Raw genomic sequence first — 18,371 nt, 5'->3', positions numbered from 1 at the left:
GTTTAATCCCCCTAGGTGTTCTATTATTATGTAACTATATATTTTTATCGCATAAAAAGGGCCTAAGCAAGGTGGAACTACTCTTTTCCAAGTAGATTGCCATTGGCATCATATTTGTACGTCACGACTTTACCATTCGGATACCTAATTGTTTTTAATTGCCCATTTTCATTGTAGGTATATGTTTTAACTTTCACCTTGCCTGTTGCGTTTAAGAACGAGAGAGTTACATTATCCACATCCAGATAGGCACGCTCTTGACCACCTACTCCGAAGCGAATATCTACCGTAGTAGCCTTAGGATGAATGACGAAATGCTCCAACTTTTCTCTCCATCTCCACTGGTCATTTTGATACACGTAATGCACTTCATCTACAATCTCTTTTTTTCCGTTGCGTTGAATAACACTCATCTGTACTTTACCGTTTGTTGCTGCATAGCGTAAATGCGCGTTCAACTTATAAGCTGCCCCGCTGATGACAGGTATGGATTCTGACACCGAATATTGATAGGAAGGAGCATCTTTTTCACCACTATATAGTCGCAAATGGTATTTTCCCGCTACTGGTTCATAGGGAGCTAATTTTGAAAATGGATTTTCACTTACACCATTTCGCCAATTCAATTCCCAGAAATCCGCTAGATGGTTCTGATTGCTATCTTCTTCGAAAGTTCCATATTCATTCAAAGACATCAATTCCACTTGATCCACATCGAGGTAAGCTCCTTCTTCCGCCCAACCAACTCCAAACCGAATTCGAATGGCAACGGTTTCTGGCTGTACAACAAATCGATTATTCGTATCAACCCATTGCCAAGCTCCTTTGCTGTACGTATATTGAAGTTCGCCAACGTTGTTCCCTTTACTGTCCATTTGGATAATAGAGATCTGAGCCATTCCGCTTGGCAATGTATAACGTAATTTGGCTTTGAGCTCGTAAGCATTTCCACCCTTAACTGCTATAACATCAGACAACGCATATTGAGCTGCAGTCGCGTCTCCATCCCATTATATAGACGTAAATGATATTTCCCACTTACCGGTTCATAGGGAGCCATTGAAGCAAATGGATTGGTACTAGTGCCATTCCTCCAATTCATCTCCCAGAAATCTGGCAGGTTATTCAGATTAATGTCCTTTTCAAATCCACCGTTAATCGCATCCATATGTGGAGATGGAGTGGCACTTCCTACTGCGTGTACCTGTAAATTAGGCATTATAGATAGGATCAATGTACTTACTAATAGCAACTTAATGACCAACTTACGCATATTTTTTTATTCCCCTTCTACATTGTGAATTTCCCTTTTTAATAGGAATGTATGAATGAATTAGTTGTATACTCTTTTCTGGTCTACTAGATTTCCATTTTGGTCGTAATTATAGTAAATTGATTGAAACTCGGAAATATAATGCTGTAAGAGACGCCCTGCCTTATCATAGGTATAATGAGCTCTATCTATTTTGACATCATCCAGAGACATCGCGCCTCCGTTATGAATGCCCCAGATTAAATAATAATTATCCTTATCACCTGTCGTGAAAGTAATCGTCTTCTTACCACCTTTGCCTGTCTCGCCTGTCCAACTAGTAAAGCCTAAATCTGCACTCCTATCGTTATCAGCACTACGAACTAAAAAGTAATAAAATGAATCACTTTCAGCAGGAGGTGCTACGATAGCTTTATAGGAGAATGACACTTGGTACCTGGTGTTTTTCTCAAACTTGACCCGCTTTGAATTACTATAGGAGAACTCATTCCATTTTAATGAAGTTGGGGATGCTAAATACGCCGAATAGGTTCCACTGATCACTTTGTCAGCCTCATTTGTTATCGTGCCCGCCCAAGCTTCATAGTCGGTGTCACTATATGTACCTCTTTCAAACGATTCACTTCGTTTCTTCATATGTATATCATCGAGTGAAATCTCTCCACCGTTATGAATACCCCAGATCAAATAGTAATTTTCTTTCTGGCCTGTCGTAAATGTAACGGTCTTAGTTCCTTTGTCCCCATTCTTCTTGGCCTTCCATGTTGTCCAGCCAATATCCGCTTTCACATCATCATCTGAACTGCGTGCCAAGAAATAATAATACTGATCATCTACTGATCCATCTTTGCTTGCTTTATAAGAGAACGTAACAGAATACGTGGTATAGGGCTCAAACTTCAAACGTTTCGGATCGGAATAGGCAAATTCACTCCACTGCTGGGAGGGAGCAGAGACAAGATTGGCTGAATATTTTCCACTAATGACTTTGGCCGGATCACTTGTTATACTACCCGACACGGGTCGAAATGCCGTATCTGTAAAGCTACCTTTTTCAAAAGACTCACTAACCTTCTTAATCGTAATATCATCCAAGGATAGCGCTCCACCACTATGGATACCCCAGAGTAAATAATAGTTCTCTTTATTTCCCGTCGTAAAATATACTGTCTTCGTATCTACTGTGCCTGTCTCAGCATGCCAAGTCGTCCAGCCTCTATCAGCACTCACGTCGTTATCCGTACTTCGAACTAAAAAGTAATACCGTCCAGCCTTGCTCACATCTGGCGGTTCAACAGCCTTATATGAAAATGTAACTGCATAGGCGGTGTTTCTTTCAAGGCGGATATTTTTAGGGTCAGTATAGGCCATTTCCTTCCATGTATCCATCGGCTTGGATTGTAAGTACGCTGAATATTTCCCATTCACGACCTTTAGAGGGTCTTCCGTTATACTTCCAGAAACCGCTTGGAAGTTCGTATCTGTAAAGCCACCTGACTCAAACCCTTCAGAAGGTGACACACTACTACCTAAATAATCGGCCTGTGCAGTATGCTGAAAACTGAGCTGTCCTACTAACAACATACATGCAAACACGAGAGTGTTAAGAAAATAACGTTTTCCTTTCATAACTATCCTCCGTTTATACTAATGAAGTTGTAATTCTCTGTAGACGAATTGAACCCTGCACTACATTCTGTTTAATTATGAACTGACGTGCGAACTAGATTTCCATTTGAATCATAGTGATATGTAATCTTGGAGCCACTAGGTTGGGTGTGCTTGATCAGTTTTCCGGCATCATCATATTGATAATCCATTTCTTTTATCGTAATGTTATCTAGAGTTATCGCTCCCCCATTATGGATACCCCAGATGAGAAAATAATTATCTTGATCGCCCGTCTTAAACACGATCGTTTTCTTGCCTGTGCTGCCTGTTGGCTCATTCCACTCCGTCCATCCTCTGTCACTGGTACCATCAGCACCTACCCCACGTGCGGTAAAATAAAAGTAACCGTTCTGTTCCTTCACTGGTGCCTTGACCGATTTATAGGAGAATGTGACCGAATAGGTTGTGTGCTTCTCAAATTTTACTTTCGACGCATCACTATACATAAGATCTCTCCACTGTTGTGTTGGATCAGACTCTACGTATGCAGAATACTTGCCTTTCACTACTTTTGTAGGGTCGCTTGTCACAGTGCCTGAAGCTGGTTGGAATTTCGTATTCGTGAAGCTTCCTTGTTCGAAGGATTCGCTTACTTTTTCTATTTTCACATCATCTATAGACAGCGCTCCACCGTTGTGGATTCCCCAGATCAGAAAATAATTGTCCTTATCTCCTGTTGTGAACACAATCGTTTTCTTGCCTATCTTACCCACCTGATCATTCCACTCCGTCCATCCTTTATCACTCGTATAATCAGAACCGACTCCTCGGGCGGTGAAATAAAAATATCCGTCCTGCTCCTTCACCGGGGACTTGACCGATTTATAAGAAAAAGTCACTGAATAGGTTGTATGTTTCTCGAATTTCATTTTCGCTGCGTCACTATACATTAGATCTTTCCATTGCTGCGTTGGAGTTGATTCCACATAGGCGGCGTATTTTCCCGTCACTACTTTTCCGGGCTCACTCGTGATTGCTCCTGATGCAGCTTGAAATTTCGTTGTTGTGATATCCCCTCGCTCAAAGGACTCACTTATCTTTTCTATTTTTACGTCATCTATAGACAGTGCTCCACCATTGTGGATTCCCCAGATCAGAAAATAGTTGTCCTTATCCCCTGTCTTGAACACGATGGTTTTCTTGCCTGTCTTACCCGTCTGATCATTCCACTCCATCCATCCTTTGTCGCTCGTATAATCAGAACCGACTCCTCGGGCCGTGAAATAAAAGTAGCCGTTCTGTTCCTTCACTGGAGCTTTGACCGACTTATAAGAGAAGGTTACCGAATAGGTCGTGTGCTTCTCGAATTTCATTTTCGATGCATCACTGTACATGAGATCTTTCCATTGCTGCGTCGGAGCTGACTCCACATGTGCAGAATGGTCTCCTGCTATTACTTTTGAAGGATCATTTGTTACAAGACCCTCTCCAGCCTTATAGATTGTTGTGGAAAAACTTCCACCTTCAAATGCTTCCACCTCATATTGGGCATTACTTACAGCAATTGAATTCATCCTAGCTTTAGAAGCAGTTGCATCCGCAGCTCCATGAAAAGAAAGCGATGTCCATACAAACGACATAATGAATGCTATCACTGCTATTTTTCTTATACGCTGAACCATTTTGTACTATCCCCCTGAGTTACTCTCATTCTTCTCTCTGAGTATATAAATATATGAATATATTTTAAGATTACTTTGCAGTCTGCCTTCTGTCCTTGATAATTATGTATATTTCTAATTTGACTTCCTTTTTGAAATGAAAAAAGCCACTTGGAGTAAACTCACAAGTGGTTATCGAATGGCTGCGCCTCTAGGTATTTGCTCCTCTATTGTCTTTTCTATCTTTTCTTCAGTTCCATAGAATCGACATAGACTACCCCAGAACCAGGCTTGTTGCCCGTGGCTCTGATTACTGCATATACACGAACATATGCCGTGTTTTGAGGTGTTGTTGTCTGGGCTGACAGTGTAATAAATTGTTTTGTAGCTTCGGAATAAGATTTGAACGTATTCGTGTTAATAAAAGCATTAGAGCTATCGAAGTAATCAACATGCAAGTCTACTCTTGCATGTTGAAGTGACTCAATATGAAATTGTCCATTTATTTGATACGCTTGTCCACCCTCAGCATAAATATCTTGATAAATTAACATCTGAGTACCTTTCGGTAGTTTAGAAGCAGTAATCTTTTGAGCATAAGTTCCGTGTGATGTCGTCTGTTTGACAACAGATAAGCTTCCAGATGCTTCTCGATCAATATGGCTCCCCCAGTCTGCGGCTAGTCCATTGAATTGGACCCTCCCCTCAAAGCTTGGGTTACTGATCATATTAAGTTCATTATTATAGTGAAAACTCATGGAATCCACATGTATTACCCCTGATCCAGGCGTACTAGCTGTAGAACGAATAACCGCATACAATCTTATAAATGCCGTATTTGGCGGCGTAGTACCACTGTTGGTTAAAGTAATATATCCTTTGGTATTGTTACTATATGATTCAACCTTTTTAGCGTTAATAAATTTATTCGAACTATCTAGAAAATCCACAAACAAGTCAACTTTTGCATGGGATAATGCATCTATGCGATAACGTCCGCTCACATTATATACTTTGTCTGCTTGCGATTTCACATCTTGATAGATAAGCATTTGAGTACCTTTAGGTAGGTTAGTCGCATGCATCTTTTGAGACTTAGTTCCATGTGAAGAGATCTCTCCATCAAGCGCAAATGTTCCTGTTGCTGTGTTATCAATATGACTACCCCAATTATCAGCTACACCATTTGAAGCATTGTATTTTTCAAAACTATGATTACTTAAAAGGTTAACTTCTGTTGACTTGGTGATTCGAATACAATTCCATTCTGATCATAGTGATAATCGTATTGGAATTCTGGGTTCTTTGTAGATTGCAATTTACCATTGTTATCATATATACTCTGATGCGGTGGCTAGAACCTGTGGGATTTCGTATGAGAAGCCAATAACTATACAAGAGATAAATAGAATAATTGATCGAAGCTTGGATTTCATAAGCATGCATGTTCCCTTTCGTCTATATGATAAACTTATGTGCAATTGTGCTCATTCTAAGAGTACTTTAAAGGTCACCTCCTGTCCTTGATAATAATGTATTTATAAAAGTCTGTTTTAAATAAAGGAAACCACTTGGAGCAGGGCTCACAAGAAGTTCCTCAGATAGTTACCTCGTAGTAAATTAAAATAATTTTTTATCCTTTATATGAAAAATCACACACTAATTTATTGATATTCTAGACTCATTTTATCAACTCGTATACTACCTTCTCCACCATCCTCTGTAGCTCTTACTATCACATATACAATTGCTCTATTTGCTTGTTTCGGTATAATTCCCTGACGCTGCAAGGTAATGTATTGACCTTCAGTTGGCTTTACATGTTCAATAACATTGGCCTCAAGATGCCTATTGTCCTTATCAAAGAAATCAACATATAACTGGACCTTTGCTTTTTTTAACATCAGAATGTTTAATGTTCCTGATAATTCATACGTTCTATTAGGATTTACTTTAATATCTTGGCTTATCGCTACCATCCCACTCTTTTGAATTCCTTTTCCTTCTACACGCTGTACAATCCACTCATTAAAGCTTTGCACTTGAAACTGGCCTTGAACTGCATTCCATAGTTCCTTTCTCCAACTATTTGCGATTTCCTCATCATTACTGTATGTGTTAAATTCTCCATTATATAAGCGTTCTTGACCGACAGAATAGCTTAAATGTATATCATCAACATACATTGTGCCTGAACCGCCATCCTTAGCAGAACGTATGATTGCATATACAATAGCGCTGTTAGCATTTGCAGGTACCTGTCCATCTCCTGATAAAGTTACAAATTTTCCATTTGTTACCTGATTATAATCAATGTTCTTCACTACGATATGCTTATCATTTTGATCTCTAAAATCGATAAATAACTGCACAAATGAGTCTTTTAAATGTTCAACCGAAAATTGTCAACTGACTTGATAAAATTGAGATGGTTTTGTCCTAATACGCTGATTAACCGTTACAAAGCCACCCGCTTTCATTCCAGAGCCTGAAAGCTTCTGTATCTTGTTACTTCCATTCGTAACGGTTACAATATTGGCCACTTGAGCCTCCCAAGAGCCTAATTCCCAATTATTCGGTTTCCCTTCAGTGGATTGAATTTGAAAATCATAATTCATCATCTCGTTACGTGAATGATCTTATGAAAAACTAGCACCTCTTATGGTTATCGCACCAGCTGCGTTATCATCTACTGCACGAATCAAAACATATACTCTAGCTGTTTTCGAGTTAACTGGTACTATTCCTGAACTGGATAATGTTACGAACCAGCCTTGTGTTAGGTCTTGATGATCAATTCTATCTGTTCCAATCCATTCACCATTTGATCCGAAAAAGTCCACATAAAGTTGTACTTTTGCATTCTGCAAATGATCGATTGCGAGTGAAGAATTAACAATATACGATTTCCCAGGAGTTACTGGGATCGCTTGCGAAACTCCTGCAAATCCATCCTTCAAAACGTTAGAAGTTGATATTTTTTGTATATTCTGGTTATGAGCTATTTCTGTCTTGTATGTAGAATGTGTCGCCTCCCAAAGTGACTTTTTCCATTTGTCCGCTATTTCTGTATTCCCGTTTGAAAAGTTTGCATTAGTTAAAAGATTAGCAGGAGGGATAACAAAGTTTTTCAAAACAGATTGGCTAATCAGATTCCCATTAACATCATTCGTATATTTAATCTTAACATCATCCGAGATCATCTCGATCAAGTGACCATTCTCGTCATACCGATACTGATGAGGACTACTTGCATATACTTCCGTTCCATTTAATATAAGCATACAAGTCAGTAAAATAATCATGATTACGCGTTGAAACACAATATACATTGTTTATGCCCCTCTTTTTGACTTTTTGTTAATAAGTATATTCTATCAACTTTCTAAGCCCGATCAAAAAACATAAGTGGGGCTTTAAAATTCTCTTTATATTGAATTATCCTCAGCTTAACAAAGAATGAATGGGATGCAGAATGTATCGCATTGGTACTTATAGAGAGTCAGCTTCGCTCTATTTTTTATCCTCTAAATATTTCTAAATATTAGTGAATAGTGGAAGTTGGGCTAAAATATTGCACAAAAATAGAAACCACATGAGAGATTTCCCCATGTGGTAGCTCATTGTAATATTTTAAATTTCTTCTAAAACATAGGTCTTTATTAACTTTATAGCCTCATCAAATACCAATATTCTTTCACAATTGGTACATTTCCATACTGAATATACAGGATCCGGAATATCCTCAATAGACTCCAAATCCATTATTTTTTCAAATTCCCGATCAGTGTAAACAAATAGTTCAATATCATTAGGAACCAAAGTATCTGAAAGAATTTCACCGCATCTACATTGAAATCGCATAGTATCCTCCCTTGGTATCAATAAAGAAATCTAGTTAAATTACTGAAGGATCTCTCCAGCTGTATATACCATGATACGTAAATATATATATTACTCCACCAATATCTGTTTTGTATTTTTTATCCGCTGCTCTAATTGTATCGACTACAGTATTGTAAATATCCCCTGCACTGTAGTCAACTTTCACCTTCCTTATATCTATTATTACATTTGTTGCCTTTTGTTTCCCAAAAGCTTTAGCAGCTTTTTTAGACATTGAGTTTATACCACTAGCCCCGTAGCTACTTTCACTTCTAGTTTTTAACTCTGTCTTAATTCCATTTACCAAGAAATCAACAGTGTTTACACCGTGATTTCCTTTATCATTTTCTGTTAGTAAATGCTCAACATCATTTCCTAGCCAAGATAATATTCGTCCAATATATTTCTCTTCAGGTTTGGCATACTTCTCATTTATTATCTTTCCATCTTTTTTAGAAAGACCCATTGCTGTCTCCCACGGAACAAAATTTATCCCGACTTTATTCAAAAACTCTTCGTCAGATAAATCGTCGTCCTTCCACTGATTGTAATATATCCCTGAAGGGCCGTATGAGAAATAATCTAAGGTTTCATCAAACCACTTCAATATTCCCTTATGCCCGCTAGGATCAACATAAATTAAAGGATTATTTTCAACGTACGTATAGAGGTTCAAACTAGTTGGACTTGTCAGTTCCCCTTCATACGTATCCTCACTAATAAACCGTCCCATACTAGGGTCGTACCATCTTGCTCGAAGATACTGAAGCCCAGTCGTCTTATCCCAATACTCGCCGGAGTATTTCAGAATATTCGGTACTGTTTCTTTCTCTTCTAATGGAAGACCCCAGATATCATAACGATATTCATTCAGCTTCTTACCCGCTTCATCGACGATAGCTACGACATCACCATGACCGTTCAGCTGATAGTATTGCAACTGACTTGTAGCAGCATCTTGGCGACCGATAAGCTTGCCGTTTAGATCATACAAATAGACATACTTAATCTTGGCTCTTCCATCTGCACCGACAACTGCTTCTGCTAGTAATAGCTTGTTCGCATCGTAATAGTAACGATTCTTAACGTTGTTCTCTACACGCTCATACAGCAATCCTTCTCCCGTGTAGGAGTAAGTTACTGGAGTATGATCTCCTGTGACTTTCGTCAATCGATTCTTTTTATCATACTCGAACTGTTTTGACTTTAGCGGTAATTCTCTAGTACTGTCTAGCGTTTGGCGATTGTGCCTTTCATCGTATGAATATGTCTCGTTGAACTCACTTGAGGTTTGAATTTGATTCAAAGGCGTGTATGAGAAATTCGTGACATAACTGTTTTCATTGCGCTGCGTGATATTTCCAACCAAGTCATAGCCGTATTGGAAAGTGTTCTGTGCTGCTCCATCTTTCGCATGCTTCAGCTTCTTCAACTTCATATCTTCATATTGATAATCGGTTACAAACGCATTGCCATACGTCTGCTTCGCGAGTTGTCCATTTGCCAAATGATCATACGAGATTGTCTTCGCTGGCTGATTGCTACCACTCAAAATGTTCAACTGCTTCAATTGGTTAACATTATTGTACGTACCATCTACCTTTACATTAACGCCTGGAGCTGCGAACTCATACCCCGTCTTTTTATTCAGGTCATAGTTGTTTGTCAGCTTCACACCATCTGGATATTGTATGCTTGTTAAGAAACCAGAACGCGCCTGATACTCATAGCTCGTCGTTCCTCGATGATCCGTCATCGTGACCGGTCTGCCTTCGGTATCATAGCTGTATTTAACCGTTTCATTACCAACCGTATTTTGAATCAGTTGGTTCATAACATTATAGTGATTGTCCGTTACCGTTCCACTACGATCAACGTATTTCTCTAAATTGCTATTTGCATCGTAGTAATACTTCTGAACTTGTTCTGTACCGTTAATTTTCTTAATGGCGCGACCAAGCTCGTCATATTCTTTTTTCATTTTCTGCTGGTTTGCATACGTGGTCTCAAGCAGATTGCCCAAGCGATCATAGTGATAACTTGTTGTCTGTTTCTGAGCATCCGTAACCGCAGTCATTTGGCCTCCAGCGTTATACTGGTACTCCGTACGATTGCCATTCGCATCTGTCGCAGAGGTAACTCCACCTGCTAGATTATACTCCGTACGCTGAACAGGTACGTAGTTCTGCTTGTTCTGGAACGACTCTACCAAAATTGTTCTACCTAATACATCACTAGTCGTTTTTGTGCGATTCTGCTCTGCATCGATTGCTGTTACTGTCAGCTTTGCATCATCGTATTCAACGCGATCCGATGTACCATTTGCATAGGTAGTCTGAAGCGGTCGTCCAAAACCGTCATACGTGTACGTTGTACGATTGCCGTACGCATCTTCTGACCATTGCAGCTGGCTTGTACGCTCATCGTAGCCGTATTTCACTTGGCCTAAGCCTTTTGTTTCTTTCACCTTACGTCCAAGTGAATCGAACCATACTTCGGATAGTTCACCAAGTGTGTTCTTCACTTGGATATGATTTTGAGCATCATTATACACATAGCTAATCTGGCTATTGTTTGGCATTGTCACTAAAGTCGTGCGACCTAATGAATCATAGGCATACGATGTCGTTTGCTGCTTACCATCTGTGTAAGACAAGACACGTCCTGTAATAGGATCATAGGTGGATTTCTCTACAATTGTAGATACTTGTCCATCTGCATTCGTTACATCTACTTCTTGCTGTGTAAGGAATCCATGTTGATACTCAGCACCATATTGGTATCTAAATACAGTCGGTTTTCCTTTATCGTTATGAGCCGTTACTTTCGTAACGTTTCCGAACCCATCGTACTCATAATTAATGTGACTAAGAAGCTGTCCACCCTCTGCGTTGGCATACGTTTTAGAATCAATAACAGAACCCTTGTCATTTCGAACTAAACGTGTAAACGTCTGCTGATTCGCGTCCAACTTCGTCGTAATCGTCTCAGGTAGACCACGCTTCTTATCGAAGGTAGTCGTCGTACTTGCTCCTAAACTATTCGTTTCACTTGAAATGCTACCTGTATGGTAATCATATTGACGATCAATGGTAAGTGTCGAGCTATCAACACCATTGCTTCGCTTCTTGGTCACAATTTGAAATGGATACGGAATCCTTGTATCTGTACGATAAGATTTCCAGGTAATCTGCTGGGATGAACCTGAATCCTGAATCGTCTCTATATTATAAAACCGATCCTGACCCCATGAGTAAGTTTTTAGATATGTGTCTGTCGTTGATGCTATACCATTTGAGATAATCGCTCTATAACGAGAATTGCCGTCTGGTTTGAAATAATCATACTCGTATTTAATCGTATTCTTATTGCTTTCCTGAGTTCTGCCGTCCGCATACTCAACGATTTCTTTCCGTTCATTCACTCGATACTGAGTCTGTTCATGAGCACGTACGACCGAATCATAACTAATTAATGTCTTTGCACCTGTCGGATGGAAAATACCATTGATTAGTGCGTAATCATTACGTACCTTATCATACATACCAGACGTCATATCAAAAGTAGACGGAGCAAATTGATGAGAATAATAAGTTGTTCTCCCTGCCGTATCCGTCACCGACTCTAAATACTGCACACTATATTTCGTATCCGAAGCGTAACCCTTTTGGTAAGTAACTTGTTCTTTACCATTAGAAACTACAATTTTGTTATGTTCATAAGTAAATGTCAGTTTATTGCCAAGAGGGTCTCTTACTTCTGTAAGATAAGGCGCTTCTTTATAATTTCTTTGATAGGTAAAATCAAGATAGTTCCCATACGCATCGGTTTGTCGATCTAAGGTGCCATCTTTTTCGAACGTATAGGTCATTCCATTTTTATAAGTCAGTTTATAAGGAACAATACCATTATCATAATCCCAAAATCCATAACCTTCGAAAGTTATATCGTCCCATGGATAGCCTTCTAATTTCTTGTCGTCTACAATTTTATATACGGCTCCCCCAGGCATGGAAATGTACTTGTTGTTTCCCTCGATTTGGATATAAGGGATATCCCATTTCCATCCCTTTCCCAAACGAATTTGATCATCCATCTTCTTCTTTGTAGCAGCAGACTCCCACGCCATATGGTCAATAACTACAGCGTCAAGTGAATCATGCTCTCCCGTGTAATACATCTCAAACACATAATCAGAATTTCCTGGACCTGGTGAGGTTCTAAAATAAACCATCTTACTCGTATCCGAGTAGTTTTCCTTCACTTTCTTATGTAAATTTTCATATTTGTTAAATAGATCGACGGAGTAATCTACTGGAATAGTAAGTATCGTTCGTCCGTCAAATACAACGTCTCTACCAACTGTTTTAAATGACCCCATATCAATTTTCTCAGGATTATTCCCATATTTCTGAAGGGAAACATTTACTTTTAACTTCGGAACAAACGTCCACTGTACGATCTTCGTATGTTCTACGTCTTTATTATAGAATTCCGCTTCATTACTGTTATACATCCTTGTCAAGTTAAAGGATAAACCGTTACGTCCCGGAAGGCCAATATCGGTCGCACGCAAATTTAATGATCCGTCTTGCGTTGAGATATTTTCCACACCTGTACTTACACTATAAGGCGCTTGATCCAGCTTTACGTGTTGATTAATAAGTGCCAGCTCGTCATAATCAGAGCTTGCGGATCTTTTTCGTCTTGAAAGAGAGTACACCGATTCTGTTACTGTCGGGTTTCCATAAGTAGCACCTGTTACATCTCCTAGATTAAGAAATGGTAGATTGAAACCCGGAATCTGCAAGCCATATGTCGCTTCCGTCACCGCTGGAGGTTCATATTTCTTTCCCACACCTGGAAACAACTGCTCAAGCGTAGCTTCCAACGCCGCTATATCTGGATTTTTCTCCAAAGCATCATCAATATGCTTCAAAGAATATCCTTCATTTAGACGCAAAAGAATATCGGAAGGAGATACATTGTATTTCTTCGCGATATAATCGATCGTCAGCAATGCCTTATTATCTGCAGTCTGAGTGGAAATTGGCTTAGGTGCTGCCACTGCTTCTGCAACTTGCATAAACAATGGTGCCGCTAATTCCAAAAACATGACCAACGCAAGTAAAGCGGATAACTTCCTTATTTTTTTCATCTGCTTAGATCCCCTATTGTTTATTTTGACACTTCCATCTTACTAATCGACTCTCTCTAATTGGAGGTTATCTGCATAACCGATCCCCTTCGCATTGCCATCAACCACGACACGCACATTGATATACACCGTGTTCTTATTTGTGACGAACGTATGGGAACCTGTAACCCATTTCCCTTTTTCCAGTGCCTCGATTCCTCCACCGTCAACAACGACTTCGTTGTGTATATCTTTCTCCAGCACGTCTAAATACAGATTTCCTTGCTGCAATTGATTAAAGAGATGTCCCTTTAGCACATATTTCTGGGAAGGAATCACAGGGATGAGGTAACTCTCTGTCGCTGTTCCATGGACATCCGTATTCGATTCGAATTTGATACTTCTCTTCCCTTCAAATGGTGTAGAAGTAACGAGTTTCATATGTGGTGAGTAATGCCATAAATCATCGTGCTCAAATCCATGATTGGCAACTAAGTTTCTACTCGTAGATACCGAAACCATATTTCCAGATTGATCGTACCTGTACTCTCTCTTTACTTTCGGTGTTACGAGATGTGTTAGAAGGTTATTTGCATTATAGAAATAAGAGTATTGCGATTGACGTTTGATAATCTCTTTCTTTTTCACTAAAATAACTTGTTTCAAAGAATCCCCGAACCAAGTTACCCCGTCCTGCACCATTCTCCAGTCTGTTGTATACGTCCCTGGCACATCCGGTGCTTTCAATCGAAATACAAAGGTACGTTCAGAGGCATAGCCTACTTCTTGACCTCCTGAAATAGGATGGCGTCCGATGGCAAATGGATCTTGATCATCTATAGCTCCTAACCTTACTTGCTTTTGTTCCGACCAACTTGTCGATCCCACATTTCTTACTGTGACTTTAGCTTCATATTCTTCCCCTAGATACATAGACTTAGGGAAATCATAGGAAACAATCTCCGCATCCAGCTTCTGTTTAGGTCCAATGTACAAGTCATCAATGTAACCCCTAAATTGTCCTGTCAATGAATGGTCTCTATCGTCATACGCGATAAGTACTTTTTTGATAGTCTTGCCTTGAAACGCATCTAAATTAACTTCAACCCAATGCCATTGGTTTAGTGGCATATTACGATATGCTGGATGCACACTGTTACCATGCTGGTCTTTTGCTCCCGAATCTCTCAAAGATGTACCATCGTCAAATATCAAATCTACCGCTATGTTTTTACTGTTTTCAAACGAATAGTGATAGACCCAATACCCAAGATGCATACCTTTTACTACTTTCAAATTCAAATTGTCATATGGCTTAAAATAGATGTTGCTATTCTCCGTGCTGCTTGTATCCGTACCTGCAATGCGGTAAAAATAGCTTCCATTCTTTGCAGAGACATACCAATCAGGCGTCGGAACTACGGAACCTTCCGGCTGTATACCAGAGTAATATCCTTCGACCCAATGACTCGATTCAATCTGTATCATGCTGTCGTTATCATGCGGTTCAAAGCCATTCGTTAGTATGTTAGAAGAGATAGTAGCTTGAGCAGTATTGCTAAATGAATTCAGTAATACAAACAAAATAAATAATGTACTGAAAATTCTAGATGTCCATTTCACGTGCGTTCCTCATTTCGAAAATAGTAAATATGTATGTAGTTCTTACAGTGTGGAGCGTTGTGTTTATCTACAGACCCCCTTTTTGTACATTTCCAAGATTGAATAATATTTTTGGACTGAGCACTCTTAATAAATAGAAATATTCAATTATATTGAATATTTGTTCATATATTATGGTACTTTTTCTTCCACTATTTGTCCTTGATATTATTGGTATTTTTAATATGCAGACTGCTCGAGTTGAATAAGTTTATATAGTTCTGGCCTTCAAAAAGTAAAGACCCCAGAAGAGAGCTTCTGAGGTCTTTAGGCTATTCTTATCACAATTTCTAATTAGTATCACACAGGATCAATCAATATCTTCTTTAATCAATTGCTACGATTAATTTTAAAAGTTTTTTCCTAGATGCCAAGGATAAGCTTAACATTAACATAACCTACACAAAGTTTATTGGATGATAAAAAAATCATCCTCTACTTCCCCATTAAATTTAAATAAAATCTTATACACTCCACGCTGTTTTCCGGAGTATTTTATAGGAATATCAACAACAATGTGGTTGTAATTCAAATCTGGATAATTTCCAAATGTAATAGAAACCGTTCTAATGCTAACTTCAAACAAATCAGGAGAGTAGTTAGGAAAAATCTCATCAAACTCTTCTCTATCTTCCTCTCTATAATTGTTCACATTTATCCAAAAACCTTCTTACGCCTTCTTCTCAGCTTGATTTTCTTCAATCCGTACTTCCCCTCCATAGATTCACTTTCTTTATCCATGTTATTGGGTAGAATTTATCTTTGTTCTGTTCCTCGTAATACCAGTTATTCTGACCTTGGATAGAGCTATATCCTTCCGAAGCTGTATACTTCAATGGTTTCTTATCATCATATGTAATGGTCTGATCCCAGAAAATTCCGTCGCAACTGTTTTCTTGCTGCTGATTCACGATAAAATACAGGGCATCTCCCGTTGATACATTTGTCGTATAGTTCGCAGATACCCCTACCTTATCATCATAGCCGGTGACCAAATAAGCTGATTATTTTTACGAATGATTGCTTTCACAGCATCACCGCATGTCAGATTACTCTTCGCTACCTGTCCACTAATATGAACAATGCCCGGCTTGGGTGCAACCTATTTTCGAACAATATCGACTTGATCGGGATGATGGATATTAGCAGCGATAGTAGAATGCGTGTTTCTACCTTTCCATATTTTTTGAGTTATCCCATTTTAGATTCGTATACGTAGAGCCATCCCATTCTTGATAGTATCAATGGTTATCGCCTTGAATGGTGCTGTAATCTGAACTTGCACGGTATACGTTTTTCTCTGTACTAGCTGCCGACCAGGTTATACGTTCTGTTAACATCGTTACCGATAGCACTGCTATGAATAGTGCCATTGCAAATAGATATTTTTTTACGTGTTTAGTCATTGTTTACCCCTTTTATATAAATCTGATTGGTACAAATATGCTACATATGAACCGCTTATACATTATGTGTATTTTTTCTCCAACTAAAAAAGTGTATTCCATTTGGAACTCTAGCATATGTTACAGCGCTTACAACCACAAACTTAGCTTCAGATTACAGGATTGTTGGGCCTGTTCATACAGTTCGTAAGCTTTTTACTTGTCTTTCCCATATGTGACATCAAGAATTTGTGCCTTCATAACATGGACACTTCTTAATCTAGACACAAAAATTCCACGCTCAGCTTAGTGCTCCCTATGTATCCTGGTTTCACAGTAACAAAGCATAAAGAGGACTTGATTATTGAACTGTAACCCTATTAGTGGACAGTATATAAAAAAGGTCCTTTCGATTTAAGCAGCAACAAGATGGCTCCTGAATTCATCAGGAGTCATCTTATTTAATGTCCACTGATATCGATGTGAGTTATAAAATGTGATGTACTCATCTACACAAATTCGCAATTCTTCTAAATTTGTACATTGCTTATAGTCCAACTCATCTTTCAAATGACCAAAGAAGCTTTCCATGGAAGCATTGTCCCAACAATTAGCCTTACGCGACATAGACTGCTGAAACCCTAACTCAGCGATCTGCTTTTGTATGTTAGGATTCGTGTAGTGCATACCTTGATCCGAATGGAATATCGCCTCGGGGTGAACATAACCATCAAATCGTTCCATTAGTCGATCAATCGTTTCTTGCACTAATGATATCCCTAAGCTGGAAGATAAGTAGTGAACAAGGATTTGTCTGGTTGAGCCATCTTTAACGCAGGACAAATAAGCCCATTTTCCGTTTCCATAAGAGAGATAAGTAATATCCGTTAACAGTACTTTCTCAGGTTCTCCTTGATCAAAAACACGGTTAAGAAGGTTAGGGCATGTTCTGTGCTCTTGTGTTGCCTTAGCCATCTTACGATATGGATTTGCTCGACGTATCGATGTGATTAGTTTGAATTTGCGCATGATGCGACGAATCTTTTTATGGTTCATCACGACATTATCTATTCGTTCTAATCTCATTTTAATATCAAGTGCACCAGCTTTACGCTTTCTAGCTTCAAAATGCTCATTTATAAGTTGAAAATCTCTTTCATCCGCAATTTCTCGAAGTTGACGCTGTTCCTCGGCATTACACCAACGATAATAACCACTTCTGCTCACCTCAGCAATTTGGCAGAGGTAACGGGTTACGCGATGTAAATTGTATTTGCATAGCACTTGATGAATGAGTTCGAAGCGCTCGGAAGGTGTTAATACCTTATTGGTTAGCCTTTCGAGCGCTTCTAGCTTTTTTAACAACTCATTCTCCGCCTCGAGCATCTTAATGCGTGCTTCAGCACGTCGTAACTTCTCATCTACGGTTAAAGCATCTTCACTGGGCCTTCCTGTACTTGCCTTACCTCTACGTTCATAAAGCAACCCAGCTTCACCGTACTCCGAAAAAATAGTTCTCCAACGATGCAAACATTTCTTCGGTGTGTTTCGTCCGATGATCTCTGTAGAAAATCCTGCATCTAAGAATATATCTAAAGGTGTTTTTCCTTGTTGATAGGCTTGGATACTAGCTACCTTAAACGTTGGTGAATAAGTGATGTTTTTTTCCGACACATGTAATACATTTGAATTTTTACTCAATAACTCTATCTCATGTTTAGTGAAGCTCTTTCTGATTCTTTTATTCATAATCCGCA

14 protein-coding genes are annotated in these 18,371 nt (G+C 39.0%); all 14 read right to left on the bottom strand.

Going from position 1 to position 18,371, the window contains the following annotated elements; all coding sequences use genetic code 11:
* Positions 1-77: 77 nt before the first annotated feature.
* Positions 78-977 (bottom strand): RHS repeat domain-containing protein, encoded by a 900-nt coding sequence (locus H580_RS0108195; RefSeq protein WP_028594352.1) that lies wholly within the window; start codon positions 975-977, stop codon positions 78-80.
* Positions 962-1,273, bottom strand: a complete 312-nt coding sequence (locus tag H580_RS0108190; protein WP_028594351.1) for a hypothetical protein — start codon at positions 1,271-1,273, stop codon at positions 962-964. Before H580_RS0108190 ends, H580_RS0108195 begins: the two co-directional genes overlap by 16 nt.
* Before the next feature lie 60 nt (positions 1,274-1,333).
* Positions 1,334-2,902: a hypothetical protein gene (locus H580_RS0108185; RefSeq protein ID WP_028594350.1), complete on the bottom strand. Its 1,569-nt coding sequence runs from the start codon at positions 2,900-2,902 to the stop codon at positions 1,334-1,336.
* A 71-nt stretch (positions 2,903-2,973) separates the two neighbouring features.
* Positions 2,974-4,566: an RHS repeat protein gene (locus H580_RS0108180; RefSeq protein ID WP_028594349.1), complete on the bottom strand. Its 1,593-nt coding sequence runs from the start codon at positions 4,564-4,566 to the stop codon at positions 2,974-2,976.
* Between the two features lie 218 nt (positions 4,567-4,784).
* A complete protein-coding gene (locus tag H580_RS0108175) occupies positions 4,785-5,597 on the bottom strand; it encodes a hypothetical protein (RefSeq protein ID WP_157282764.1) in 813 nt (270 codons plus the stop codon).
* A 612-nt stretch (positions 5,598-6,209) separates the two neighbouring features.
* Positions 6,210-6,917 (bottom strand): hypothetical protein, encoded by a 708-nt coding sequence (locus H580_RS0108170; RefSeq protein ID WP_028594347.1) that lies wholly within the window; start codon positions 6,915-6,917, stop codon positions 6,210-6,212.
* A 33-nt stretch (positions 6,918-6,950) separates the two neighbouring features.
* Positions 6,951-7,088, bottom strand: a complete 138-nt coding sequence (locus tag H580_RS26155) for a hypothetical protein (protein ID WP_157282761.1) — start codon at positions 7,086-7,088, stop codon at positions 6,951-6,953.
* A 96-nt stretch (positions 7,089-7,184) separates the two neighbouring features.
* Positions 7,185-7,877 carry a hypothetical protein gene (locus H580_RS0108160; protein WP_028594345.1) on the bottom strand — a complete coding sequence of 231 codons (693 nt, stop codon included), beginning with the start codon at positions 7,875-7,877 and terminating at the stop codon, positions 7,185-7,187.
* A gap of 301 nt (positions 7,878-8,178) precedes the next feature.
* Positions 8,179-8,409: a hypothetical protein gene (locus tag H580_RS0108155; protein ID WP_028594344.1), complete on the bottom strand. Its 231-nt coding sequence runs from the start codon at positions 8,407-8,409 to the stop codon at positions 8,179-8,181.
* A gap of 34 nt (positions 8,410-8,443) precedes the next feature.
* A complete protein-coding gene (locus H580_RS0108150) occupies positions 8,444-13,588 on the bottom strand; it encodes an RHS repeat-associated core domain-containing protein (protein WP_028594343.1) in 5,145 nt (1,714 codons plus the stop codon).
* Positions 13,589-13,630: 42 nt separating this feature from the next.
* Complete coding sequence (locus H580_RS0108145; protein WP_028594342.1) at positions 13,631-15,190, bottom strand: NBR1-Ig-like domain-containing protein; 1,560 nt, start codon at positions 15,188-15,190, stop codon at positions 13,631-13,633.
* 448 nt (positions 15,191-15,638) lie between these two features.
* Positions 15,639-15,881: a hypothetical protein gene (locus H580_RS0108140; protein ID WP_028594341.1), complete on the bottom strand. Its 243-nt coding sequence runs from the start codon at positions 15,879-15,881 to the stop codon at positions 15,639-15,641.
* Positions 15,882-16,470: 589 nt separating this feature from the next.
* Complete coding sequence (locus H580_RS26150) at positions 16,471-16,635, bottom strand: hypothetical protein (RefSeq protein WP_157282757.1); 165 nt, start codon at positions 16,633-16,635, stop codon at positions 16,471-16,473.
* A 393-nt stretch (positions 16,636-17,028) separates the two neighbouring features.
* On the bottom strand, positions 17,029-18,363 hold the full coding sequence (locus H580_RS23735) for an IS3 family transposase (RefSeq protein ID WP_036604874.1): 1,335 nt from the start codon (positions 18,361-18,363) through the stop codon (positions 17,029-17,031).
* Between the last annotated feature and the right edge of the window lie 8 nt (positions 18,364-18,371).

Source organism: Paenibacillus assamensis DSM 18201 (assembly GCF_000422445.1).
In the GTDB taxonomy this organism is placed as follows: Bacteria; Bacillota; Bacilli; order Paenibacillales; family Paenibacillaceae; genus Paenibacillus_B; species Paenibacillus_B assamensis.
This window is presented reverse-complemented; position numbering and strand designations above follow the sequence as displayed.